Below are 24087 nucleotides of genomic sequence, written 5' to 3' on the forward strand. Positions count from 1 at the left end.
CCTGTGCGCGGTCAGCGAGTCCGGAGACTCGCTGGCCGCTCACAGGGGTCAGGCCATGCGAGCAGTGAGAGCGTTCGGGAGGAATCGCAGCGCCACGTCCACCACCTGCCACTTGAGGCCGGGCAGAGCCACACGGGTCGATTCCTTCTCGATCGCGTCGACCATGGCGTCCACACCCTGCGTCAAGGTGGCCGTCATCTGTGCGCTGTCGCCGGCCTTGGAAGACATATCCGTTGCGATGAATCCGGGCAGCAACGTCGTCACCGCGATGTCGGTCTTCGCGAGTTCGGTCGTCAACGATTCTCCGAGGGATGCCACGGCGGCCTTGCTCGCCGAGTACGCAGCCTTGGGCCCGGTCAGACCCCGGTCCGCACTGATGGACGACACCAGCACGAGATGGCCCGAGTTCTGACCCCGGAAAGTCTCGAGCGCTGCCTCGCACTGGGACAGCGCGCCGACGAAGTTCGTTCGTGCCGTCGCGAGATTCGCATCGGCCCGGCCGGTTCCGATCCTGGCACCCTTACCGAGTCCCGCGTTCACGATCACCCGGTCCAGTCCGCCCAACTCGTCCCGCAGCTCCCCGAACACCCGAACGACAGCCTCGTGATCGGTGACATCGAGAGCACGGACGGCGATGCGAATGTTCGGGTGCTTCACCTTCAGCTCCGCTGCCAGAACCTCGAGGTTCTCGAGACGACGCGCGCACAGCGCAAGGTCGCGACCCATCGCGGCGAATCGTCGCGCCATCTCCTCTCCGAGACCCGAACTGGCACCGGTGACGAGGATCTTCTGTCGTTTCATGCAGACACCGTATCGGGTCGTCTCCGGCGGCTTACCGTGGACGAATGGACGAATTCGATGTCATCGTCATCGGAGGCGGGCCGGCAGGCGAAAACGCCGCCGACTACGCAATCGCAGGCAGCACGCGAACCGCGGTGCTGATCGAACACGAACTGGTCGGCGGCGAATGCTCGTACTGGGCCTGTATGCCGAGCAAGGCGCTACTGCGGCCCGGGCAGGTACTCGGGGCGGCGCGCCACATGCCCGGAGTCACCGGGAACGGGCTGGACGTTCCCGCCGTCCTCGCGCGCCGAGACTCCTACACCAGCGGCCACGACGACTCGTCCCAGGTGAAGTGGGCGAACGACCTGGGCATCGAGGTGGTCCGCGGCCATGCTCGCATCAGTGGCGAGCGCACCGTCACGGTCGACGACGGTCGGACACTGCGTGCCCGTGAAGCCGTGGTGATCGCCACCGGCACCACCGCGTCGATTCCAGGTACCCCGGGGATGAAGGAATCGCTCCCCTGGACTTCACGGGACGTGACGAACCTGCGCGAGGTCCCACGCCGAGTGGTGGTCGTCGGCGGTGGGGTCGTGGCGTGTGAGGCCGCGACTTGGCTTCTCGATCTCGGTGTGGAGGAACTGACCCTCGTCGTCAGAGGCCACGGCTTGCTCGCCCGAATGGAGCCGTTCGCAGGTGATCGCGTTGCCGAGGCCTTCACAGCTCGCGGTGCGACGGTTCTGCTCGGCACGGACGTCGCGTCCGTGTCAAGACCGAGCGCGGCGGACACCGGGATCGGCAACATCCACGGCGGCACGGTCACGGTGAACACCTCGGGCGGCGAATCCGTGGAAGCCGACGAAATCGTCGTGGCCACCGGCCGAGCGCCGAGCACAGCAGACCTGGGCATCGATTCGAACCTGCTCGACGACCGCGGGTACGTCGAGGTCGACGACACACTCGCGACCGAGAACGGCTGGCTGTATGCCGTCGGCGACTGCAACGGCCGGTCTCTGCTCACTCACATGGGGAAGTACCAGGCCCGGGTGTGCGGGGACGTCATCGCCGCGCGGGCCGAGAACCGGAGCACCGACAGCCCCCGACTGCGGGCGACGGCCGACCACGGACAGGTACCGCAGGTCGTGTTCACGTCACCGGAAGCCGCCTCGGTGGGGATGACCGAGGAGGAAGCACGAAAGGCCGACATCGATGTCGAAACCGTCGAGGCGGACATCGCGGTGGCCGGATCCTCACTGGCTCGCGACGACTTCTCCGGCCACGCGAAACTGGTCGTCGACCGAGCGACCGACACCCTCGTCGGCGCGACGTTCGTGGGAACCGAGGTGTCCGAACTCGTGCACGCCGCGACGGTCGCGGTGGTCGGGCACGTCCGCATGGACACGCTGTGGCATGCCGTTCCCTCGTACCCGACCGTGAGCGAGGTGTGGTTGCGCCTCCTCGAGGCACGCGGCTGACTCTCAGGTCGGCTCAGCATCGCTGCGTATAGTCGCCGCTATGGCGCGCAGCACAGTCGTGGAGACGACCGAAGGTCCGGTTCGAGGACGTCGGTCCAAGGGCCTCGTGGCGTGGCGAGGGATCCCCTACGCCGCCCCTCCCGTCGGCGAACTCCGCTTGCGCGCGCCCCGACCCGCAACCCCGTGGACCGACGTCCTCGACTGCAGCGCTTTCGGCAACGCCGCCCCGCAGGGCAAGACCTATACGACGTTGCGCCCCGGGAAGTACCAGCCGACCAGCGAGGATTGTCTGACGGTCAACGTGCTGGCGCCCGACAGCGACCCCACCCGGAAACGTCCCGTGATGGTGTTCGTCCACGGCGGCGCCTACGTCCTGGGGATGTCGGCAACCGGGTTGTACGGCGGCTCGTCGCTGGTCCAACGCGGGGACGTCGTGTACGTGTCCCTCAACTACCGACTCGGCGCACTCGGCTACCTCGACTTCAGCACCTACTCCACCCCACAACGCACCTTCGACTCCAACCTCGGACTACGCGACCAGGTCGCCGCACTCGAATGGGTCCAGCGCAACATCGCCGCATTCGGCGGAGACCCCGACAACGTCACCCTCTTCGGCGAATCCGCAGGCGCCAACGCCGTCACCACCCTCATGACCACCCCCACCGCCGAAGGACTCTTCGCCCGCGCCATCGCGGAAAGTTCCGCGCCAGGTCTGGTCACCACGTCGGAACAGGCAGCCGTATGGGCGAAGAGTTTCGTCGATCTGCTGCCGATGGATGTCACCGATCCCGTCGAAGCCCTCGAGTCGGCGACACCTGCGCAGTTGGGCCGTGCCGCCAATCGTCTGAATGCCAAGGTGGTCACCGAAACTCCCGGCCGGCATCCGTTCGGCCCCGTGGTGGACGGGGACTTCCTGCCGCGCACTCCCCTCGAGGCGTTCACCGACGGCTCCGCCCACCGGGTCCCGCTGATCATCGGGAACAACTCGCACGAGGGCACACTCTTCACGAAGTTTCTCGGTGGACTTCCGACCACGCCCGAGCGGATCCACAAGATGTTCGCTCTCACCGAGCCCGAAGCGGAGTCTCGCATCACGGCCGCGTATCCGGAGTACCCGGACGAATCGGCGGCAATCGCCATCGGCGGCGACATCACGTTCTGGGTGCCGTCCATCGCGATCACCGAATCGCACGCGGACCACGCACCCACGTACAGCTACCGGTTCGACTTCGCCCCCAGGTTGTTGGACTTGCTCGACCTGGGCGCCACTCACGCTTTCGAGATGTTCGCCGTGTTCGGCTACGGCAACAGCCTGCTGGGGCGGGCGATCACCCTGCTCGGTGGCCGCCGCGGGATGCGCGCCGTCACGGATTCCGTGCAGGAGAACTGGCTGGCGTTCGCGCGTACCGGGGTTCCGTTGGCATCGTGGCCGGCATACGACTCGGACACTCGCGCGACGATGATGTTCGATGCGACCAGCACGATTCAGAACGATCCACGTCACGAGCGGCGGCTCGCCTGGTCCGGGTACCGGGGCTACACGTCCACACCCGATTCCTCCACAGACGATGACGAACCGACTCGAGACGGGCAGGAGGAACATGCCGACAGTAGATGAGCGGTCGATGCACCTTCGCATCACGACGGACGCCGGCGACGTACTCGGCAAGGAGATCGACGGCGTCACCACCTGGCGCGGAATCCCCTACGCCGCACCACCCGTCGGCGCTGATCGCCTGCGCGCACCGAAACCGGTAGCCCCGTGGTCGGGGGTTCTGCATACGCACGAGTTCGGTTCGCACTCGGTTCAGCCGTCGGTCGAGTCCAGCGAGGACTGCCTGATACTGAACGTCGTCACCCCGCCCGGCGCACCCACCGACGACCAGGCGCCACGTCCGGTGATGGTGTTCGTCCACGGCGGCGGATACTCCGGCGGCTCGTCCGCGTCGGGACTGTACGACGGGTTCTCACTGGTGCGTCGCGGAGACGTCGTGTACGTGTCCCTCAACTACCGGCTCGGCGCACTCGGCTACCTCGACTTCAGCACCTACTCCACCCCACAACGCACCTTCGACTCCAACCTCGGACTACGCGACCAGGTCGCCGCACTCGAATGGGTCCAGCGCAACATCGCCGCATTCGGCGGAGACCCCGACAACGTCACCCTCTTCGGCGAATCCGCAGGCGCCAACGCCGTCACCACCCTCATGACCACCCCCGCCGCCGAAGGACTCTTCGCCCGCGCCATCGCGCAGAGCCCCTGGCCTGCCGCGGTATACGGGTCGAACCGAGCCGCGCGGTGGGCACAGGAGTTCATCGAGACGGCCGGGGCGTCCGATGCCGACGCCGCCGAGTGGCTGGCCGGCACGGAGCCGAAGGCGATCGCCGACGTGGGCCGCCGGCTCGCCAACCGAATCGCCGACGACGAGCCCGGCACCCGAGTCTTCGCCCCCACCGTGGACGGTGACTTCCTTCCGGAACATCCGATGGACGTCTTCGCGTCGGGCAAGGCACATCCGGTTCCTCTCATGATCGGAACCAATGCCCATGAGGGGCGGGTCTTTCCGTTCTTCCTGAACATTCTGCCGACCGACCGGGCCCGCATCGAGCGCATGCTCACAGGCCTCGACCCGGCCGTCGTGAGGCGGATACTGGATGCCTACCCGAAGTATCCGAAAAGGTTCGCCGCGGCGGACCTGGGCGGCGACATCATGTTCTGGGAGCCGTCGATTTCGGTAGCCGAGGGGCATTCACCAACCGCACCGACGTATTTCTATCGGTACGACTTCGCCCCTCGCCTGCTACGGATCACCGGCCTCGGGGCGACGCACGCGACCGAGATGTACGCCGTGTTCGGGCTGAGTGGACTGTGGCGGCGAGTGTTGACGTTGCTGGGTGGGTCCGATGCCTTCGCACGAGTGACGGATTCGGTGCAGGGCCACTGGCTGCATTTCGCGAAACACGGGACACCGGATGCCGATTGGCCCGGCTACGACGAAGAGGATCGCCGAACCCTGATGTTCGACGACGTGAACCGTGTCGAGAGCGATCCGCGGCGTCACCGCCGACTTGCCTGGCAGGGCTACGAGCACCCGCGGTAGGTTCGGTCGTTCACTTCAGCAGGCGCGACATTCTGCGGTCTGCCAAGATTTTTCCTCCGGTCTGGCAGGTAGGGCAATACTGAAACGACCGCTCGGCGAACGAAACCTCGCGGACCGTGTCGCCGCACACCGGGCACGGTAGTCCGGTGCGGGCGTGCACTCGCATTCCCGATCGCTTCTCGCCCTTCAACCTTGCCGCATCCTGCCCGGCCGAACGCTCGACCGCATCGGTCAGCACGGTGCGCATCGTCTCGTACAGGGTGTGCACCTGTTCCGCCGGTAGCGTCTTCGAGGTGGCGAAGGGTGACAGCGTTGCCGTGTGCAGGATTTCGTCGGAGTAGGCATTACCCACGCCGGCAAGCAGCGATTGATCCACCAGTGAGTTCTTGATGCGGGCTGTCGTCGATCCGAGAATCTCCGCGAACTCCGGCTCGGTGACGGCCAGTGCATCCGGCCCGAGCCGCGCGATACCGGGCACCTCCTGCGGATCGCGCACCACCCACACAGCCAGGCGCTTCTTGGTCCCCGCCTCGGTCAGATCGAACGCCGGCGTCGCGCCTTCGCGTGTGAAGAAATGAACCCGCAGCGCGAGCGGCCCCTTCCCCGGTTTCGGGGGCGCCGACGAAGGATTGTCCGTCCAGCGCAACCAGCCGCCCCGGGAAAGATGGGTGATCAACGAGATGTCACCGCAGTCGAGGGCGAGATGCTTTCCATAGCGCGAAGCCCCGGTGACATCGCGGCCCTGCAGGTCGGTGATGGGCGGGTCGAAGGTCTTGAGGACGCTGAGAGCGGCCACGTCGATGCGGCCCACGACCGCGCCTACCGCGTGGCTGCGCAGGAATCCGGCGAGTGCCTCGACTTCCGGAAGTTCTGGCATAGCCGAAGACTACCCACGTCGGAGCATGTACGTGTCCATGATCCAGCCCTTGCGGGCACGAAGTTCGGCGCGCAATCGCACGATCTCGTCCTCCACCTCACGCAGATTTCCTGAGACCAGCACCTCGTCGGGGGTGCCGAGGTAGGCGCCCCACCAGATGTGGACGTCGTCGCCCGGCACCTGGGTGAAGGTGCAATGCGCGTCGAGCATCACCACCGCGTTGTCGACGCCCTCGGGTAGGCCCTCCGCCAGTCTGCGCCCCGTGGTGATGTGAACCGGCTCCCCCACGCGGTGCAGCACGGTGCGATGCGCGGCGGCCAGGGTGTGAACGCTCGTCACGCCCGGAACCACCGACCACTCGAAGGTGACGGCTCCCCTGGCGAGAACGCGCTCGACGATCCGAATGGTGCTGTCGTACAGCGCCGGGTCGCCCCAGACGAGAATCGCGCCCACGTCCTCGCCGACGGCAGCGAACTCGGATTCGAACAGCTCCGCCCGGCGCTCGTGCCAGTCGACCACGACGCCTTCGTAGTCGGCGGGCGTGCGATCGCGGGGCGGATCGACGATGTCGACGACACGATGGGGGTGCGTCACGTGCTCGGCGAGCAGACCGGTGCGTAGGTCGACCAGGTCCTGCTTCTCGTCGCCTTTGCCGATCACGAAGAACACGTCGACCCTGTTCATGGCCTTGACGGCCTGCACCGTCACTTGGTCGGGGTCGCCGGCACCGATACCGATCACGAGTAGTTCACGCACACCCGAACGGTAGCCTCGGCCGAGGTCAGTCCCCGATCCGGTCCCCGGAATCGGGGTGGAACAGATGCACAGCCCCTTCCTTCTTGCGCAGGGTGACCGTGTCGGCGAGCCTCGCCGGAGTGCGGGTGAGCGACCGTGCGACCAGTTCCTCTCCGCCCTCACGGACGTGTGTATGGACGTAGGACTCGCTGCCGAGTTCTTCGATGAGATCGACGACCACCTCGATACCGGCGCCGTCGGTCAGTTCGAGTTGTTCGGGACGCACACCCACGGTGACGGTGTCCACGCCCGCCGAATGCAGACTCGCCATCTGATCGCGCTGGAGCTCGAGCACCGAGCTACCGATTCGCACACCGTCGCTGACGATCGGCGCCGTGAACAGGTTCATGGCCGGCGATCCGATGAAACCCGCCACGAACGCATTGATCGGCTTGTCGTAGAGGTCCGTCGGGGTCGAGAACTGCTGCAACTTGCCGTCTTTCAGAACCGCGACCCGGTCTCCCATGGTCATCGCCTCGACCTGATCGTGAGTGACGTAGACGGTGGTGGTGCCGAGCCGACGCTGCAGAGCCGCGATCTGCGTTCTGGTCTGCACCCGCAATTTGGCATCGAGGTTGGACAGAGGTTCGTCCATGCAGAACACCTGGGGTTCACGCACGATCGCGCGCCCCATGGCGACGCGCTGACGCTGACCGCCGGACAGCTTGGCGGGCTTGCGGTCCAGGTAGTCGGTGAGATCGAGCAGTTTCGCCGCCTCCGCGACCTTCTGCTTGCGTTCGGCGGTGCCCACTCCACGCATCTTGAGCGCGAAGCCCATGTTCTCGCCGACGGTCTTGTTCGGATAGAGAGCGTAGTTCTGGAACACCATTGCGATGTCGCGGTCCTTGGAGGGCACTCCCAGCATGTCCTTGCCGCCGATGGTGATCGTTCCCTCGTCGATGTCTTCGAGCCCGGCCAGCATTCGCAGTGCGGTGCTCTTCCCGGATCCGGACGGGCCGACGAGGACGATGAACTCGCCGTCCTCGATCTCGAGGTCGAGAGAATCGACCGCGAGAGTGTCGGCGCTCTCGTAGATGCAGGATGCTCCCTTGTACGCGATGTCAGCCATGATTGCTCCTGAGTTCGAATCCGAAGTGGGTGTGGACCGGGAGGTGGATCATTTGATCGCTCCGAAGGACAGGCCGCGAACGAGCTTGTTCTGCGCGAACCATCCGGCGAGGATCACGGGCAGAGCCGCCAACGTTGCTGCGGCGGACAGGCGCGCCCAGTACAGCCCTTCACCGGTGATGAACCCGACCAGGTAGACCGGAATGGTCTGAGCCTGAACGGCGGTGAGGTTGACCGCGAAGAAGAATTCGTTCCACGAGAAGATCACGCAGATCAATGCGGTGGCCGCGATACCCGGCGACACCAACGGCAGGATCACCTCCCGCACGGACGTCCACAGGCTCGCACCGTCCATCGTCGCGGCCTCGAGCAGTTCACCGGGAACCTCGAGGAAGAACGACCGCATCATCCACACGGCGATCGGAAGATTCATCGCCGTGTAGAGGATGACGAGCGCCCAGATGTTGTCGAGCAGGCCGATGTCGTTGACGATCACGTACAGCGGCACGATGGCCGCGACGATGGGAAGCATCTTGGTGCTGATGAAGAAGAACAACGCGTCCTTCGTCTTACGCACGGGCCGCAGCGACAACGCGAACGCGGCCGGCACACCCAGCAACAGCACCAGGATCGTCGACATCCCCGTCGCGAACGCCGAGTTGAGCAAGCTCGTCCCGATACCGCTCTCGAGGACCGAACGGAACTGATCCAGCGTCGGTGTGAAGAACAGCTTCGGCGGATCGGTGTAGGCGTCGCTTTCCTGTTTGAACGCGGTGAGCACCATCCACGCAATCGGAAAGAAGAACCCGAGGGCGACGATCCAGGCGACCACACCCCAGATGCTGAATTTGCGAGTCTTGCGTGCCCGTGTGGTCTTGCGGCCCACCGGTGTCGACGCCACCTGGTCAGCGGCGGTATCGGTACTCATCAGGCTGCCTCCTCGTTGCCCGTGAAGCTTTTGAAGATCAGACGTAGAGCAAGCGTCGCAACCACGATGGTGGCAATCACGACGATGACGCCCATCGCGGCCGCTTGACCGATGTCGAACCCGAGGAAAGCGCGCTGATAGATGTAGAACGGGAGATTCGCGCTGGCCGTACCCGGCCCGCCCTGCGTCATCATGTAGATCGAGTCGAACGTGTTGACGAGATAGATGGCTCCGAGCACGGAGCCCAGTTCGATGAACCGCCGCAGGTGCGGCAACGTGAGTTCACGGAACATGGCAAACGGCTTCGCGCCGTCCACCCGTGCCGCCTCGAGGATGTCTCTCGGCATCGACTGCAGGCCCGCAAGGATGAGCAACATCATGAACGGGGTCCACTGCCACACCAGATTGGTCATCACCGCGGCGAGCGGAAACCTGCTCACCCAGTCGATGTCGCCGACCCCGAACGGCGACAGCACGAAATTGATCATGCCGAACACCGGGTCGAACATCGTGGTCTTCCAGAGCAGCGCACCGGCGACGGGTGTCACCAGGAACGGCGTGATGAGAAGAGTTCGCACGATCCCGCGTCCCAGAAAAGCCCGGTCGAGAAGCAGTGCAAGCAACAAGCCGAGGACCACCGAGATCAGCACCGTGCCGACGATGAGTATCACCGTGTTGACCGCGACCTCACGAAACTGGCTGTCCTTGAACACGTCCACATAGTTCTGCAAGCCGACGAAGGCTCTCGAACCCGGCCGCACCAGGTTCCACGACTGGGTGGAGTAGTACAGCGTGAAGACGAAGGGAATCTGCGTCACCACGACCATGAATATCAGCGCCGGCAGCAGCGGCCCTCTCCGCCGCCATCCTTCGGCCTTCGAAACGCTGTCGTCCTTGGCTGCCCGCAACTCACGAGCCCGATCGGCCGTGCGTTCGGCAGGTCTCGCCGCGATGGTTGTCATTGGTCCTCCCGATACGTGGCGCCGACCACCTCGGCGTACTGCTGTGCCTGAGCGAGCGCATCGGGCACCGACTTCTGGCCGGCTATCGCCGCACTGATCTGTTGGCTGACCCTGGTACCCAGATCCTGGAACTCCGGGATGGCCAGGAACTGCACCCCGGTGTACGGAACCGGGTCCACCGTCGGAGCCTCTGGAGTCGCGTTCTCGATGGCTTCGAGAGTCAGCGGTCCGTATGCAGCCGCGGCCTCCTTGTATTCCGGAATCTCGTAGGTGGACAGGCGACTGCCGGGCGGCACCCGCTCCCAGCCGAGTTGTTCACCGACGGTGCGCATGTAGTTCTTGTCCGTCATCCAGGAGATGAAGCGCCACGCTGCGTCCGGGTTCTCGCTGCTGACGGGAATTCCCAACGCCCAGCTGTAGAGCCAGCCCGCGTTGTCCTTCTCCTCGATGGGCGCGGGTGCGTAGCCGATCTTGCCGACGACCGCGCTCGACGCCGGATCCTCCAGCGTGGACACGGCGGACGTGGAGTCGTACCACATGGCCACTCGCCCCTGAGAAAGCTGCGTTGCGCACTCGCCGAATCCACTGGTCGCCGCACCGGACTGGCCGTGTTCGCGGACGAGATCCACGTAGAACTGCACTGCACGTTCCACCTCTGGGCTGTCGAGCTGTGCGTTCCAGTTCTCGTCGAACCACCGGCCTCCGAACGTGTTGATCACGGTGTCGAGCGGCGCGAGAAGCTCGCCCCACCCAGGCTTTCCGCGAAGGCAGATGCCGGACACGTCCGGGCTGTCGAGCCTGGCCGCCGCGTCCGCGACCTCGGTCCAGGTGGGCTTGTCGGACAGCTGGATTCCGGCCTGCTCGAACAGATCCTTCCGATACATCAGGAACGAGGATTCGCCGTAGAACGGCATCGAATACATGTCGCCTTCGTACGAGAGCGACTCGCGAAGGGTGGGAATGAAGTCGTCCTGGTCGTACCCCTCGGTCTTCTCCGCGTAATCGGACAGATCGGTGAGCCAGCCGTTCTCGGCCCACTGCGGGGTTTCGTAGTTGCTGATCATCACGACGTCGAACTCGCCGCCACCGGTCGCGGTGGAGGCGGTGATCTTGGCGCGGGCCTCGTTCTCCGAGAGCGTGACGAATTTCAGATCGACGTCGGGATTGTCGGCCTCGAACTGGGATGCGAGTTCACGTGCGTCCTGCATCTGCGAGTTGGAGACCATCGCGATGGTGATGGTCTGATCCGAACTGCCGAACGAGCCCGCCCCTGCACACCCACTGAGCGTGAGACAGAGCGCACCTGCCCCTGCCGCCAGCGCCATTGCCGGTCTTCTGCGTACGGTCACCAGTTCTCACCTCTCCTACACGGCTACTGCTCGAGCAGCCAACGGGCACAGTCGATATCGCAGACGAGCATCTTTGCCAGCCCACCGCGGAGGGCACCGAGTGCCGCTCGATGTTTCACGACGCCGCCGGTCACGAGAATCGACCCCTCGCAGGCACGAATGTCGTCGAGTCGCACGGACATCGCCCGCCGATCGAGCTCGCCCCCTACCTCGGTGCCGTCGATTCGATAGAAGCGGCCACCGACCTCACCGACCGCACCGAGCCCGGTCAGGACCGACAGCATGTCGGTGTCGATGAAACTGCCCTCGAACAACGTGGTCGATCGGGACACGTCCCCGGTGCCGAACATCATCATGTCGGCACTGCTCCCGGCCGCCAGGGCCCGCGAGAGCACCGAGTCGTTTCGCATCGACACCACCGTCGACTCGTCCGCGTACAACGGGACCGGAAGTCGAACAGTGTCGGCATGCAGTTGCTCCGCACACCTACCGAGGATGTACTCGGTCCCGGTCTGGTAGTTGATCGCACTGACCGAGCCGTCGAGTTGGACGACGGTGGCGCACGTTGCGGTACCGGACGGCAGCGCCTGCGCGAGCGCCACCGTTTCGGGGCCCCAGGTGAATCCGAGCGTGTCGCCGCGTCGAATGCGACGAACCACCAGCGACGCTGCCGCTCGGCCGACGCCGTTGAAACTGTTGTGATCATCCACGGAACCGGCGGCATCGACCGAATCCGCCACCACCACAGCCTCGACGAGACCGAACTTCGCTTCGAGCGCGTGCTCCTCGCCGGAACGCAATGACTCACGCAAGTGGTCCGGCACCGACACCTCGATGCGGACCAACCCCTGCGCCCGCGCCCGCGCCACGAGGCGGCCGGCGGTCGCACGCGAGACGCCCAACCGCGTTGCCACTTCCGCCTGAGTGAGGCCGTCCAGGTGGTACAGCGTGGCCGCCCGCAAAGCCAGGCGCAGATCCTCCGTCGACGCGGTGAAGGCGGTCCGCTCGCTGGACGTCACTGTCACTCCTCGTCGTGAAAGGGAAAGAGTCGGTGAGCAGATGCTCACTAGCCGCTCTTATGCTCAGTAAGCTAGCATCGAAATGTGACCCACACAACAGTCTCGCCGCAAATCCCCAGCACGATGCGTGCGTCGGTACTCGCGGAACCGGGCCGAGTCGAGGTCCGTGAGCTACCCGTGCCGCTGCCGAACCGGGGCGACGTCCTAGTTCGGGTCCACTCGGTCGGTGTCTGCGGATCGGACACTCACTATCTGCGCGAAGGCCGAATCGGGGAGTACGTGGTGGACGCGCCGATCGTGCTGGGCCACGAGGCCTCCGGCGTGATCGTCGACGTCGGGGCCGACGTCTCCCCCGAGCGAATCGGGCAACGGGTGTCGATCGAACCGCAACGCCCGGACCCAGCCAGCGACGAGACCAGGCGGGGTCTCTACAACCTCTGCCCGCACATGCAGTTCTACGCAACCCCACCGATCGACGGCGCACTGTGCGAGTACGTCACCATCGGATCGGCATTCGCGCATCCCGTCCCGGACGACATGACGGACGACGCGGCTGCACTGTGTGAACCCCTGTCCGTCGCCATCGCCGCCGTCCGGAAAGCGGGGGTCTCCGCAGGTTCCCGTGTTCTCGTCGCAGGCGCCGGCCCCATCGGAATCGCCACGACGCAAACCGCACTCGCCTTCGGTGCGGTCGACGTGATCGTCTCCGATCTGGATTCGGGGCGTCGCGACGCCGCCACCGCCTTCGGCGCCACCGATGTGGTGGATCCGAGAGAATCGGACCTGTCCGAACTCCGGGTCGATTCGTTCATCGATGCGACCGGTGTTCCTGCCGCGGTCGATTCCGGCATTCGGGCCGTGCGCCCAGCGGGGTCCGTGGTGCTGGTCGGCATGGGCGCCTCGGACATGAGCCTCCCGATCCAGGTGATCCAGAATCGTGAACTGGTATTGACCGGCGTGTTCCGATACGCGAACACGTGGCCCACCGCAATCGCCCTCGTCGGCTCGGGGCGCGTGAACCTCGATGCGATGGTCACCGCGACCTTTCCGCTCGACGAAGCCGAGGCCGCGTTGAATGCCGACAGGATTCCCGGCAACCTCAAAGCCGTCGTCCGTGTTCGATCGTGAAGGGGTGGACAGTGGACCGGCCAGAACGAGAAGAGGAGTGATCCGATGCGGCTGAGCGCGCAGACGTTGCCGAGCCTGGGCAACGACGTGGCGGTGCCCGAATACGACCGTGACGACATCACGGTGGGAATCGTGCATTTCGGTGTCGGCGGGTTTCACCGTGCCCACCAGGCGATGTACGTCGACCGCCTGCTCCGCTCGGGTGCGGCCCGCGACTGGGGCATCTGCGGAGTCGGCGTCCTGCCCGGCGACCGGCGCATGAAGGAGGTGTTGGACGCCCAGGACGGGCTGTACACGCTCGCGCTGAAGCATGCCAACGGCACCTGGGATGTCAGCGTGATCGGCTCGATGGTCGAGTATCTCTTCGCACCCGACGACCCGGAAGTCGTCATCGAGCGAATCGCGGCCGAGAGCACCCGAATCGTCTCCCTCACCATCACGGAAGGCGGCTACAACTTCACCCACGACACCGGCGAGTTCGACCTGCAGAACCCGGACGTCATCCACGACCTCACCGACGGTTCCGCTCCGCGAACCACGTTCGGCCTGGTGGTCGAGGCCCTGTCCCGCAGGCGCGCGCGGGGGCTGACCTCGCCGACGATCATGTCGTGCGACAACATCGAGGGCAACGGCTCCGTCGCCAGGACGATGTTCCTCGCCTACGCAGAGCGCAAGGATCCCGAGGTCGCCGCCTGGATGCGCGAGCACACCTCGTTTCCCAACTCGATGGTCGATCGCATCACCCCGGTCACCACTCCCGAAGTCACTGCGGCACTGTCGGACCGGTACGGGATCGACGACGCCTGGCCGGTAGCGGCCGAGCCGTTCACTTCGTGGGTTCTCGAAGACTCGTTCGTTCTGGGCAGGCCCGCATTCGACGACGTCGGGGTGCAGGTGGTCGACGACGTGGCCCCGTACGAGTTGATGAAGCTGCGCCTCCTCAATGCCAGTCATCAGGCCCTCTGCTACTTCGGGTACCTGTCCGGATATCGCCTCGTCCACGATGCGGCCGGCGACCCGTTGTTCGCGCGCTTCCTGTCGGCGTACATGGACGAGGAGGCCACACCCACCCTGCGGCCGGTTCCCGGGGTCGACCTGGACGGGTACAAGCACACACTGATCGAGCGATTCTCGAATCCGGAGATCCGGGACACCATCGCGAGGCTGTGCGCCGAGTCCTCGGATCGGATTCCCAAATGGCTCCTCCCGGTGATCCGCGAGAATCTCACCGCAGGCGGCTCCGTTCGACTGTCGGCCGCGATCGTGGCGAGCTGGGCCAGATACGCAGAGGGGGTCGACGAGGAAGGTGCGCCCATCGACGTCGTGGATCGGTTGAAGGAATCCCTGATCCCCATCGCGCAGAGCCAACGCGACGACCCGACCGCATTCATCGTGAACCGTTCGGTGTTCGGCGATCTCGCCGATCACGCAGCGTTCGTAGAGGCGTACGTGTGGGCGCTCGACTCGTTGCATCGACAGGGCGCCCGCGCCACTCTCGAGTCGCTTCTCGGAGAGGGTGCGTCATGACGGTTGTGATCGGCGAGGCACTCATCGACGTCGTGCGTGACGTCCACGGCAACACCGCCGAGTACGTCGGTGGCAGCCCACTCAACGTGGCCGTCGGGCTCGCACGACTCGGTCACCCCACTTCCTTCGTCACCCGCATCGGAGACGACGAGCGGGGCAATCGAATCCGTGCTCACCTCGACGAGTCGGGTGTGCGCCTCGCCCCGGGTAGCGTCACGACCGCGCGGACAGCGGCCGCACAGGCCACGCTCGACTCGGCCGGTTCGGCGACCTACGAGTTCGACATCGACTGGGACATCGACGGCGTGCAACCTCCCCCGCGGCCGCTCTGCGCCCACACCGGATCCATTGCCGGGGTGATGGATCCGGGCTGTCAGACCGTCGCCGAAATGCTCGCGAACTACCGAACCTCCGCGACGATCAGTTACGACCCCAATGTGCGGCCCAGCCTCGTCCACGACGCGCAGGCTGCGCGCGAACGGATCCGGCGGCTCGTGAACCTCGCCGACATCGTCAAGGTCAGCGACGAGGACCTGCACTGGTTCGATCCGGACAACAGTCCTGAACACATTGCTCAGCAGTGGCTTTCGATCGGACCCGCCGTAGTCGTGGTGACTGCGGGCGCCAAGGGCGCGTTCGCGCTCACCGACACCGGGCGCATCGACATACCCGCGCACGACGTGCAGTTGGTCGATACCGTCGGAGCGGGAGACTCTTTCATGGCAGGGCTCCTCGACGGGTTCGCGGCACAGAAACTCCTCGGCGCCGAACGTCGCGAAGCCCTGCGCGCCGTCGACGACGCATCACTACGAGTGGTGATGAACAACGCCGCAACCGCCTCGGCGCTCACCGTCGCGAAGGCCGGCGCCGACCTTCCGACACGTGCGATTCTGGACGAAGCCTTGGGAGGGCAGCCATGACCCTGGTCGCCGGAATCGACTCCTCCACTCAGTCGTGCAAAGTGCTCGTGTGCGATGCGGACAGCGGAAGCATCGTCCGCGAGGGACGTGCTCCGCACCCGGACGGAACCGAAGTGGATCCCCAGGCCTGGGGGCACGCGTTGGACGCGGCAATCGGTGATGCGGGCGGGCTGGACGACGTGGCGGCGGTCTCCGTCGGAGCACAGCAGCACGGGATGGTCTGTGTGGACGACTCGGGTTCCGTCGTGCGCAAAGCACTCCTATGGAACGACACCCGCTCCGCCGATTCGGCCGAGCATCTCGTCGCGGACTTGGGCGGCCCGGATGCGTGGGCGGAGGCGGTGGGCGTCGTTCCACTGGCCGCCATCACCGTCACGAAACTGCGCTGGCTCGCCGATCACGAGCCGGTCGACGCCGATCGAACGACGGGGGTCTGTCTACCGCACGACTGGCTCACCGGACAGCTCACCGGCGCAACAACTCCGGATGCGCTGGTCACCGACCGGGGGGATGCCAGCGGCACCGGCTACTGGTCCGCCGCCGAGAACAGGTATCGAACCGATCTGTTGTCTCTTGCCCTGCGCGGACGAACCCCCGCCGTGCCGCGCGTGGCGGCCCCGCACGAACGCGTCGGCGAGACATCGTGGGGCGCTCTCGTCGGCCCCGGGACCGGGGACAACGCTGCGGCCGCGTTGGCGCTCGACGCGCAGGAGGGCGACATCGTGGTGTCCGTCGGCACCTCTGGAGTGGTGAGCGCGGTGTCGAACACGCCGAGCCACGACGCCAACGGATTCGTTGCCGGGTTTGCGGACGCTTCGGGCCGGCACCTGCCGCTGGTGTGCACTCTCAACGCCGCACGGGTGCTCGATGCCACGGCGACACTGCTCGGAGTCGATCACGACGAGCTGTCCCGACTGGCACTTTCTGCGCCGTCCGGTAGCGGCGGTCTGGTGATGGTGCCGTACTTCGAGGGTGAGCGAACGCCCAACCGACCACACGCAACCGGGGCCGTTCACGGGCTCACCCTGTCCAATACCACCCCCGCGCACCTCGCGCGTGCGGCCGTCGAAGGGTTGCTGTGCGGTTTGGCGGAGGGAATCGATCATCTGGTGGAGCAAGGCGTGAACGTGCGGCGGATCCTGCTCGTGGGCGGTGGCGCCCGATCGAAAGCACTGTGCGAACTTGCCCCCGCAGTGTTCGGTGCTCCGGTCCTCGTTCCACAACCCGCGGAGTACGTCGCGATCGGGGCGGCCCGGCAGGCCGCATGGACACTGGCCGACGAGGAAGCACCGCCACGATGGCAGGGCTCACCCGCCACGACCTTCGAAGCGGACCCCACGCCCACGGTCCGCGAACGCTACGCAGAGGTTCGCGGGTAAGACCCCTCATTGCTCCGTGAGTTGTTCGCGGAGCGTGCTCAGGGTTCGCGCCAATATGCGGGAAATCTGCATCTGGGACACTCCGACACGACTCGCTATCTCTGTCTGCGTCATCGAACCGAAGAACCTCAGCATGAGCACGCGCCGTTCGATCGCCGGAAGCTTCTCCAACACGGGCCTTATGGCATCGTGAATCTCCACGTTCGCCAGCTCGGCATCCTCCTCACCGACCAGTTCGGACAGTGACAGATCTTCCGAGTCTCCGAACGTAGCGTCCATGGACAACGTTTGATACGCATTCTTGGCGAGGAGACCCTCGGAAACCTCGTGAACATCGATACCGAGTTCCGCAGCGATCTCACTCGCAGAGGGCGAGCGGCCGAGCGTTTGCGACAGCCGATCCACCACCTGGTTGATGTGGGCGTTGAGTTCCTGAACTCGTCGTGGAACGCGCATGGTCCAGCCGGCATCTCGGAAGTGACGCCGAACTTCGCCCATGATCGTCGGAACGGCATAGGAGACGAATTCGAAGCCGCGTCCCGGCTCGAATCCGTCGATCGCTTTCACGAGGCCGAGGCGCGCGACCTGCACCAGATCGTCGTGGGCCTCACCGCGCCCTTCGAATCGACGTGCGATGTGCTCCGCCAATGGAAGGCACCGGGTGATCGTGGCGTCGCGCAGCGTCGATGCGGCCGCGGAAGACAGATCCAGTTCAGCGAGCTCCGACAGTGCGGGCACCACATCCTTGTAGTCGTCCCGCTCTCTCCGGCGCCGCTCACCGGGCGGGGATGTGGGTGCCATCTAGTCCAAGTTCTTCCGCTTGACCAGTTCGATCGTCGTTTCGTGCTCCCCTGTCGCAGTCTGGTCGTGAGACACCGAGACACTCGACATCAAAGTCTCCAGCACGTGCCAGCCGAAGCTCTCGCGTTCGGGTAGTTGCGCAGCCCCTGTGACAGAGCTGAGCGTGACCCGCATTTCCGATTCCGTTACCGCGAACGCGCAGGTGATATCCGCACCGATCGGAGCTGCCGCAACAAGTTCGGAGCACACTTCGTCGACAGCCAGTTTGATATCGGCGACATCATCGAAGACGTAGTCGCCGAGAATTGCGAGTGTTTCGGTGACCGCACGCACCACCGGAAGCTGCTCGAACTCGGCGGCGATGTGCAGTACCACCGGAGTGTCCGATCTAGCCTTCATCGAAGTCACCTCGTCGACCTTGCGCATCTGATCTCCACATCCGTGCCCTCCATCCCAGCAGCACTTCACGCGCAGCATACCCAGCCGCGATTCCGTGTAATCGCGCCTGAATCAGAACCAAGCTTCGGTACTGGGCTGAAGCCTGCACTTCACTTTCTCGCAATCCGCCACCTCTTCCGTGCGTCGCCCAGCACTTTGGTCGGCAGTGGCCGTGCGACATCCGTCACGGAGGCACGCCGGTCGCTGCCCGACGTCGGAGATCCGATCCGGACTGAATTCACGTGTGCCTCCTCGGTATGTTCGACGCGACCCGTCGCCGTGTGCCCACTGTTCCGTTCGGATAAACGATGGGCTCAGATATGACGAAGGAGTGCCGCGCATCCGTCGGTGGGGGCAATCCGGTCGTCGACTCTGATCAGTTCTCCACCCAGCGCCAGAGTCGCGTACGGCAATGCTTCGTCGGCGCGACGGGTGCTCACCGTTGCCGATCCGAATTCGGACAGCTGCCCGGCGTCGGTGGCGACCCAGGTCGTCTCGTCCCCCACCAGCACTGTGCGGTCCGCAATGTCGCCGATGACGAGAGTGTCCACGTTTCCTGCGCGCAGCGCATCACAGACCGCGTCGAGGCCGTCGGCCGCCAGGCCGGAGCTCTTGCCCAACTCTGCGTTCAACCGCTCGGCGATATCGTCGATCGCCCCACGTCTGAGTTTCGCAAATTCCTCGGCGACGGCGGTGCGCACGGACTCCGTGTCGGCTCCCTCGGCCCGCGCTCCCGCCTCCAACTCGACGGCAAGTGCCCGCGCGCGTTCCGACAACGCCCCGAACAGGTCCTCACGCGAGCGTGTCTCGCCGACGAGGAATATCGGGTCGGGGTGGTGTTCCCCCGACAACTTGTCGATACGGTGGGCCACCTCGGATACGTTGCGTCGCATCGCCTCCTCCGCGCGCGGCTGCGGGTCGCCATAACCGGGTGTCTCGGCGCCGGCGGCCTTGTGTATCGGATAGTCACTGCCACTCAGCGTTTCGGACAGCAGGGTGCTCTTTCCGAAATGGTGGATCGAGATGTCCGCGCCTTCGTGGTCCACGAACACCAGCATGTAAGTCTGCCCACTGACACCGTGTTCGACCGCCGGAACGAGGTACGGCTGATCCGAGTACCGTGCCTCCGATGCGTCGGGTGGGCGCAGAAGTGGCTCGTCCACGAGGACCCTCTCCTCGTTCGCGATCACAGCGCGTCCGCTGCGGCCCACCGCAGGGGTGGCCTGCTCGACCGCATCCGCGAGAATCTCGAGTGCCTTCGGCGAGGCCCCCTGCTCTTCGAGACGAGACCTCATGTCGCGCAGTTCCAGTTCCAGGCGTTTCGCCGCGTCTTCGGTCCTGTGAGAATTATCGAAGTAGACGGACGTAAACGGGCCCGGAGCCGTGATCAAATCGTGAAACCGATTGGTGTGCACAGTCACTCCTCCAATCCGTGCGACGTTCACCGAACGTGTGCCCGGAAGTCGCTGCGGCAAACAAAACGCCGCTGGTTCACCCGGGCCAACTCCACTCCGCAACTTCCGGAATATCGGCGCCGTACTGCCGGGTCCACGCACGAGCATTCGCTCTCGCGTCGACCATGTTCTGACGAAGCCCGGCTGCGCTCTCACGTAGGTGTGGCACGCGGTCGACGACATCGATCACGAGATGGTATCGGTCGAGGTCGTTGAGCATGACCATGTCGAACGGCGTAGTGGTGGTCCCGTTCTCCTTGTAACCGCGGACGTGCATTCGACCGTGAACGGCGCGCCGATACGTCAAGCGATGAATGAGCCAGGGGTAGCCGTGGAAGGCGAAGATGACGGGGCGATCACGTGTGAACAACGTGTCGAACTCACTGTCGGGAAGGCCGTGCGGGTGCTCCGTGTCCGGCAGCAGACGCATCAGGTCGACGACATTGACGACCCGAACCCGCAAGGAGGGCAGACGCTCTCGCAGAATCGATACGGCAGCGAGGGTTTCGAGTGTGGGGACGTCTCCGGCACAGGCCAGGACCACGTCGGGAGTTGTCCCGGGATCATCGTTGGCACTTGCCCATTCCCAGCTTCCCACGCCGCGCGCGCAGTGCAGTGCTGCTTCTTCTGCAGACAACCAGTCGGGCTGCGGCTGCTTCCCCGCGACGACCACATTGACGTAGTGGCGTGAACGTAGGCAGTGATCGAACGTCGACAGCAACGTATTGGTGTCCGGAGGAAGGTACACCCGCACGATCTCCGGCTTCTTGTTCACCACGACATCCAAGAAGCCCGGGTCCTGGTGGGTGAAACCGTTGTGATCCTGGCGCCACACATGGGACGACAACAGATAGTTCAGACTTGCGATGGGGCGTCGCCACTCGATCTGTGCGCTCGCATCGAGCCATTTCGCATACTGGTTGAACATGGCGTCGACGATGTGCACGAACGCCTCGTAGCAGGTGAACACGCCGTGCCGGCCGGACAACAGATACCCCTCCAGCAGCCCTTGGCAGACGTTCTCGGAAAGCACCTCGACGACCCGGCCGTCGCGCGCAAGATTCTCGTCGAACTCGCCGATCCGCGGCTGCCAATCGCGGCCAGTGACCTCGAGAATGTCCTGAAGACGATTGCTGGCCAACTCGTCCGGCGCGAAGGTGAGAAAGTTGTCGACGTTCCGGGCCGTGACATCACGCAACCAACCGCCCAGCACTCGTGTCGCCTCGTGATTCGTCCGGCCGGGGCCGGGCACGTCCACCGCGTGGTCACGCCAATCGGGCAGACGCAGATCACGGAGCAGAACCCCACCATTGGCGACCGGATTGGCACTCATCCTTTTCTCTCCGGCCGGGACGAAGTCGTAGATGCCCGCGACCGGCCTGCCGTCCTCGTCGAACAGTTCTTCCGGCCGATACGACTGCAGCCACTGCTCGAGCGTTCGACGATGAGCCTCGTCCGTTCGTGCGGTCGGCAACGGCACCTGATGAGAGCGGAACGTGCCTTCGACCTTTTCACCGTCCACCATCGGCGGGCACGTCCAGCCCTTGGGGGTGTGCAGAATGATCATGGGCCATTCGGGCATGGCCTCCTCCGCACCCCTGCTCCCGCCGCCGCGCGCGTCCGCCTGGATCGTGGCCACTCGATCGAGGCATTCGTCGAGCGCCGCCGTCATCGCCTGATGCACTTCGGCCGGATCGTCTCCCGCGACCACGAACGGGGTGTAGCCGTAGCCTCTCAACAGCTCGAGCAACTGCGACTCCGGTATGCGGGCGAGGATCGTGGGGTTCGCGATCTTGTATTCGTTCAACGCGAGAATCGGGACCACCGCCCCGTCTCGCGCGGCATCGATGAACTTGTTCGAGTGCCAACTCGCTGCCAGCGAAGCGGTCTCCGCCTCGCCGTCACCGATCACGCAGAAAACGGTGAGTTCAGGGTTGTCGAAAGCTGCACCGTAAGCGTGCAACAGCGAGTAACCGAGTTCGCCACCTTCGTGGAACGATCCGGGCGTCTCGGGGGCGCAGTGGCTGGGTACTCCGCCAGGGAAGGAGAACTGCCGGAAGAACGTCGACATGCCCTCGACGTCCTGGGAAATGTGGCCGTACAACTCCGAGTACGTTCCCTCGAGCCACGCGCAGGCGTTCGGCCCTGGTCCGCCGTGTCCCGGGCCCGCGACGAACACCGAATCGAGATCACGCCGAACGATCTGTCGGTTGACGTGCGCCCAGATCAAGTTCAGTCCCGGAACAGTCCCGAAGTGCCCCAGCAATCTCGGCTTGATGTGCTCTGCCTGCAACGCCTCCCGCAACAACGGGTTGTCCATGAGATAGATCTGTCCGACCGACAAGTAGTTCGCGGCCCGCCAGAAGGCATCGATGCTTTCCACTTCTGCACGAGAGAGAGGGCCGGACGCGTCACCGAGTTCGTAGGGACGCGGAGCAACCGTCTGCAGACCGTTCTGATCCGCCTCGGCATCCGGTGCGTCGTCCGTTCGTCTGCCCTCTCCCAGCGCATGCTCGATCATCTCGAGCGCCTGGGCAGTGGCGGCGTCGACGACCGCTTCCGGATTCCCCTCGAATCGATGCAACTCGGCAGTCGTGCGCCCCTTGTCGAACAGCCCGAACCATACGGTGCCGGGCGAGTCTCCCTCCTGCGAATCCGGGCCGCCGACACCTGTCACGGAAATGGCGATATCCGCCTCGAGTAGGTCTGCTGCGGACCTCGCCATCGCACGCGCGCTTTCGTCACTCACCACTGACCCCGGCACACCGAGGATTCGGTGTTTTACCGAGGACGCATAGGCGACGACGCTGCCTCGGTACCACTCCGACGAGGACGACGCTGCACCGAGGAGGCACGAAATACGCCCACCGGTAAGCGATTCCGCCGCAGCGACCGTAAATGCTCGTCGCCGCGCCACCTCGGCGATCCTTTCCGCGGTCTTTTCGTTACTCGTCATGGCACCTCGGCCTCTTCCGTAGGTGATGTCGGTATGCGTCGGCGTGCGCGATGGCTGGTGTCAGACAACGGAAAGAGCTCGCTCCGGCGACACCTGCACACGGCCACCACGAATCGGTCGGAGGACACCACGTGCCCGTCGGGCATCGTGATGCTCACGGGACCCCGCACCAGTGTGGGCCGCCCGGTATTCGTCGAACGCATTCGACCCCCGGCGAGTTCCATTCCGGAAAGGCACGTTCACTGTCGCGGCAGTCGGTCATCCCGGCGAGTGCCCACAGCGGCCGCGAACGAAACGCCTGGACGAGAACGATTTCACCGGCTTCAGCCAGATCGGATACTCGAGCCCCATGTCGGACGGATGATCGGCCGTCCCCGCTAGTGATAGCCGAAGAACTTGGTGTGTAACCGTCCAGCGGGAGTCCTCGGGTCGGCACGGACCCGGTCTCTGCCACCGATGTAGCGCTCGATGATAGTCACGAGGCCCAGGCTCGCAAGTAGCAAGACGACGACGAGCAGAACGTTGACATCCATGTTTACTCCTCGATCAACCGGTGACTGCTACGCCACCGAAGATGAACAAATACACCAACATGAGAGTGAAGAGGACCCAGCCCGCCCCCTGCCATAGCGGCCAGGTCCCGCCTCGCGTCCAAGCGCGGTACGCGCGTACGAACGCGCTCACCCCGCCGGCGAGCAGAATCGCCGTGGGGACGCCCGCCAGCAGGTATCGATCGGGACTCTCGCATATACGGAAGGCCGCGTCGTCGCACGCTCCCTCGGCCCCGATCGTTGCCCACACGACGATCCCCACCATCGAACCGAGCGCTAGAACTATCGCCACGCCGGTGTGGAGCGCCGCTTTCCGGAAGGTGGTTCGGTCGGACCATCTCTTCTCGACGTCGTTCACCACGGCGACCGTCCTTACTACCCTCGATTGCTATCCATTCGAGCCGAGCCGTGCAGCAAGTAGCTCCTTGCCTGCTCACCGCCCTTCCGGCTCTCGGCCTGTGCCCGACGGAAGAAGTCGGCCAGTCATGTGCGCTTCTCCTTCTACCGTGGACGGTCCGCTACGCCTACCCGAACCGGGTCGTTGCCAATCAGGCCGCACCATCGCTCACCAGTTCG

The 24087-nt window shown here is 64.9% G+C and carries 22 protein-coding genes; 7 read left to right on the forward strand and 15 right to left on the reverse strand.

Annotated elements, in window-relative coordinates:
• Window positions 1–48 precede the first annotated feature (48 nt).
• Window positions 49–801: an SDR family oxidoreductase gene (locus tag ACZI8R_RS13065; protein WP_463380055.1), complete on the reverse strand. Its 753-nt coding sequence runs from the start codon at window positions 799–801 to the stop codon at window positions 49–51.
• 44 nt (window positions 802–845) lie between these two features.
• On the opposite strand from ACZI8R_RS13065, the gene ACZI8R_RS13070 reads away from it, so the two are divergent.
• Genes ACZI8R_RS13070 through ACZI8R_RS13080 form a run of 3 tightly spaced genes read left to right on the forward strand, consistent with a single transcriptional unit; the run spans window position 846 to window position 5359 of the window.
• The gene (locus ACZI8R_RS13070; protein WP_463380056.1) at window positions 846–2258 is read left to right on the forward strand and encodes a dihydrolipoyl dehydrogenase family protein; all 1413 of its coding nucleotides are present in this window, start codon (window positions 846–848) and stop codon (window positions 2256–2258) included.
• A gap of 40 nt (window positions 2259–2298) precedes the next feature.
• Window positions 2299–3876 carry a carboxylesterase/lipase family protein gene (locus tag ACZI8R_RS13075; RefSeq protein WP_463380057.1) on the forward strand — a complete coding sequence of 526 codons (1578 nt, stop codon included), beginning with the start codon at window positions 2299–2301 and terminating at the stop codon, window positions 3874–3876.
• Window positions 3860–5359, forward strand: a complete 1500-nt coding sequence (locus tag ACZI8R_RS13080) for a carboxylesterase/lipase family protein (protein WP_463380058.1) — start codon at window positions 3860–3862, stop codon at window positions 5357–5359. Before ACZI8R_RS13075 ends, ACZI8R_RS13080 begins: the two co-directional genes overlap by 17 nt.
• Window positions 5360–5369: 10 nt before the next feature.
• Here the strand turns inward: ACZI8R_RS13080 and ACZI8R_RS13085 are convergent, their stop codons facing one another.
• The 7 genes from ACZI8R_RS13085 to ACZI8R_RS13115 are packed head-to-tail and all read right to left on the reverse strand — an operon-like array spanning window position 5370 to window position 12357.
• Entirely contained in the window at window positions 5370–6236 is an 867-nt protein-coding gene (locus ACZI8R_RS13085; RefSeq protein WP_463380059.1) for an Fpg/Nei family DNA glycosylase, read from the reverse strand.
• Between the two features lie 9 nt (window positions 6237–6245).
• On the reverse strand, window positions 6246–6992 hold the full coding sequence (gene cobF, locus ACZI8R_RS13090) for a precorrin-6A synthase (deacetylating) (protein WP_463380060.1): 747 nt from the start codon (window positions 6990–6992) through the stop codon (window positions 6246–6248).
• Window positions 6993–7017: 25 nt separating this feature from the next.
• Window positions 7018–8100, reverse strand: a complete 1083-nt coding sequence (locus tag ACZI8R_RS13095; RefSeq protein WP_463380061.1) for an ABC transporter ATP-binding protein — start codon at window positions 8098–8100, stop codon at window positions 7018–7020.
• Window positions 8101–8148: 48 nt separating this feature from the next.
• A complete protein-coding gene (locus ACZI8R_RS13100; RefSeq protein ID WP_463380062.1) occupies window positions 8149–9027 on the reverse strand; it encodes a carbohydrate ABC transporter permease in 879 nt (292 codons plus the stop codon).
• A complete protein-coding gene (locus tag ACZI8R_RS13105; protein ID WP_463380063.1) occupies window positions 9027–9989 on the reverse strand; it encodes a carbohydrate ABC transporter permease in 963 nt (320 codons plus the stop codon). The genes ACZI8R_RS13100 and ACZI8R_RS13105 overlap by 1 nt, the downstream gene beginning before the upstream one ends.
• On the reverse strand, window positions 9986–11314 hold the full coding sequence (locus tag ACZI8R_RS13110; RefSeq protein WP_463380231.1) for an ABC transporter substrate-binding protein: 1329 nt from the start codon (window positions 11312–11314) through the stop codon (window positions 9986–9988). Before ACZI8R_RS13110 ends, ACZI8R_RS13105 begins: the two co-directional genes overlap by 4 nt.
• Before the next feature lie 47 nt (window positions 11315–11361).
• Window positions 11362–12357, reverse strand: coding sequence for a sugar-binding transcriptional regulator (locus ACZI8R_RS13115; RefSeq protein WP_463380064.1), 996 nt, complete (start codon window positions 12355–12357; stop codon window positions 11362–11364).
• 123 nt (window positions 12358–12480) lie between these two features.
• On the opposite strand from ACZI8R_RS13115, the gene ACZI8R_RS13120 reads away from it, so the two are divergent.
• The 4 genes from ACZI8R_RS13120 to ACZI8R_RS13135 are packed head-to-tail and all read left to right on the forward strand — an operon-like array spanning window position 12481 to window position 17311.
• Window positions 12481–13485 carry an NAD(P)-dependent alcohol dehydrogenase gene (locus ACZI8R_RS13120; RefSeq protein WP_463380232.1) on the forward strand — a complete coding sequence of 335 codons (1005 nt, stop codon included), beginning with the start codon at window positions 12481–12483 and terminating at the stop codon, window positions 13483–13485.
• Between the two features lie 45 nt (window positions 13486–13530).
• The gene (locus ACZI8R_RS13125; RefSeq protein WP_463380065.1) at window positions 13531–15012 is read left to right on the forward strand and encodes a mannitol dehydrogenase family protein; all 1482 of its coding nucleotides are present in this window, start codon (window positions 13531–13533) and stop codon (window positions 15010–15012) included.
• Window positions 15009–15932 carry a carbohydrate kinase family protein gene (locus ACZI8R_RS13130; RefSeq protein ID WP_463380066.1) on the forward strand — a complete coding sequence of 308 codons (924 nt, stop codon included), beginning with the start codon at window positions 15009–15011 and terminating at the stop codon, window positions 15930–15932. The genes ACZI8R_RS13125 and ACZI8R_RS13130 overlap by 4 nt, the downstream gene beginning before the upstream one ends.
• Window positions 15929–17311, forward strand: a complete 1383-nt coding sequence (locus tag ACZI8R_RS13135) for a xylulokinase (protein ID WP_463380067.1) — start codon at window positions 15929–15931, stop codon at window positions 17309–17311. Before ACZI8R_RS13130 ends, ACZI8R_RS13135 begins: the two co-directional genes overlap by 4 nt.
• 6 nt (window positions 17312–17317) lie before the next feature.
• Here ACZI8R_RS13135 and ACZI8R_RS13140 read toward each other — a convergent pair whose 3' ends face one another.
• The 7 genes from ACZI8R_RS13140 to ACZI8R_RS13170 all read right to left on the reverse strand — a co-directional run bounded on the left by ACZI8R_RS13140 (window position 17318) and on the right by ACZI8R_RS13170 (window position 23872).
• Complete coding sequence (locus ACZI8R_RS13140) at window positions 17318–18112, reverse strand: SigB/SigF/SigG family RNA polymerase sigma factor (RefSeq protein ID WP_463380068.1); 795 nt, start codon at window positions 18110–18112, stop codon at window positions 17318–17320.
• Complete coding sequence (locus ACZI8R_RS13145) at window positions 18113–18538, reverse strand: ATP-binding protein (RefSeq protein ID WP_463380069.1); 426 nt, start codon at window positions 18536–18538, stop codon at window positions 18113–18115.
• 326 nt (window positions 18539–18864) lie between these two features.
• Complete coding sequence (locus ACZI8R_RS13150) at window positions 18865–19965, reverse strand: Rv2629 family ribosome hibernation factor (RefSeq protein ID WP_463380070.1); 1101 nt, start codon at window positions 19963–19965, stop codon at window positions 18865–18867.
• A gap of 76 nt (window positions 19966–20041) precedes the next feature.
• Entirely contained in the window at window positions 20042–22960 is a 2919-nt protein-coding gene (locus ACZI8R_RS13155; RefSeq protein ID WP_463380071.1) for a phosphoketolase, read from the reverse strand.
• Window positions 22957–23184 (reverse strand): CDGSH iron-sulfur domain-containing protein, encoded by a 228-nt coding sequence (locus ACZI8R_RS13160; RefSeq protein WP_463380072.1) that lies wholly within the window; start codon window positions 23182–23184, stop codon window positions 22957–22959. The genes ACZI8R_RS13155 and ACZI8R_RS13160 overlap by 4 nt, the downstream gene beginning before the upstream one ends.
• 153 nt (window positions 23185–23337) lie before the next feature.
• Window positions 23338–23493 (reverse strand): hypothetical protein, encoded by a 156-nt coding sequence (locus ACZI8R_RS13165; protein WP_463380073.1) that lies wholly within the window; start codon window positions 23491–23493, stop codon window positions 23338–23340.
• A 13-nt stretch (window positions 23494–23506) separates the two neighbouring features.
• Window positions 23507–23872 (reverse strand): hypothetical protein, encoded by a 366-nt coding sequence (locus tag ACZI8R_RS13170; protein ID WP_463380074.1) that lies wholly within the window; start codon window positions 23870–23872, stop codon window positions 23507–23509.
• Between the last annotated feature and the right edge of the window lie 215 nt (window positions 23873–24087).

This window comes from Rhodococcus huquni (assembly GCF_055231055.1).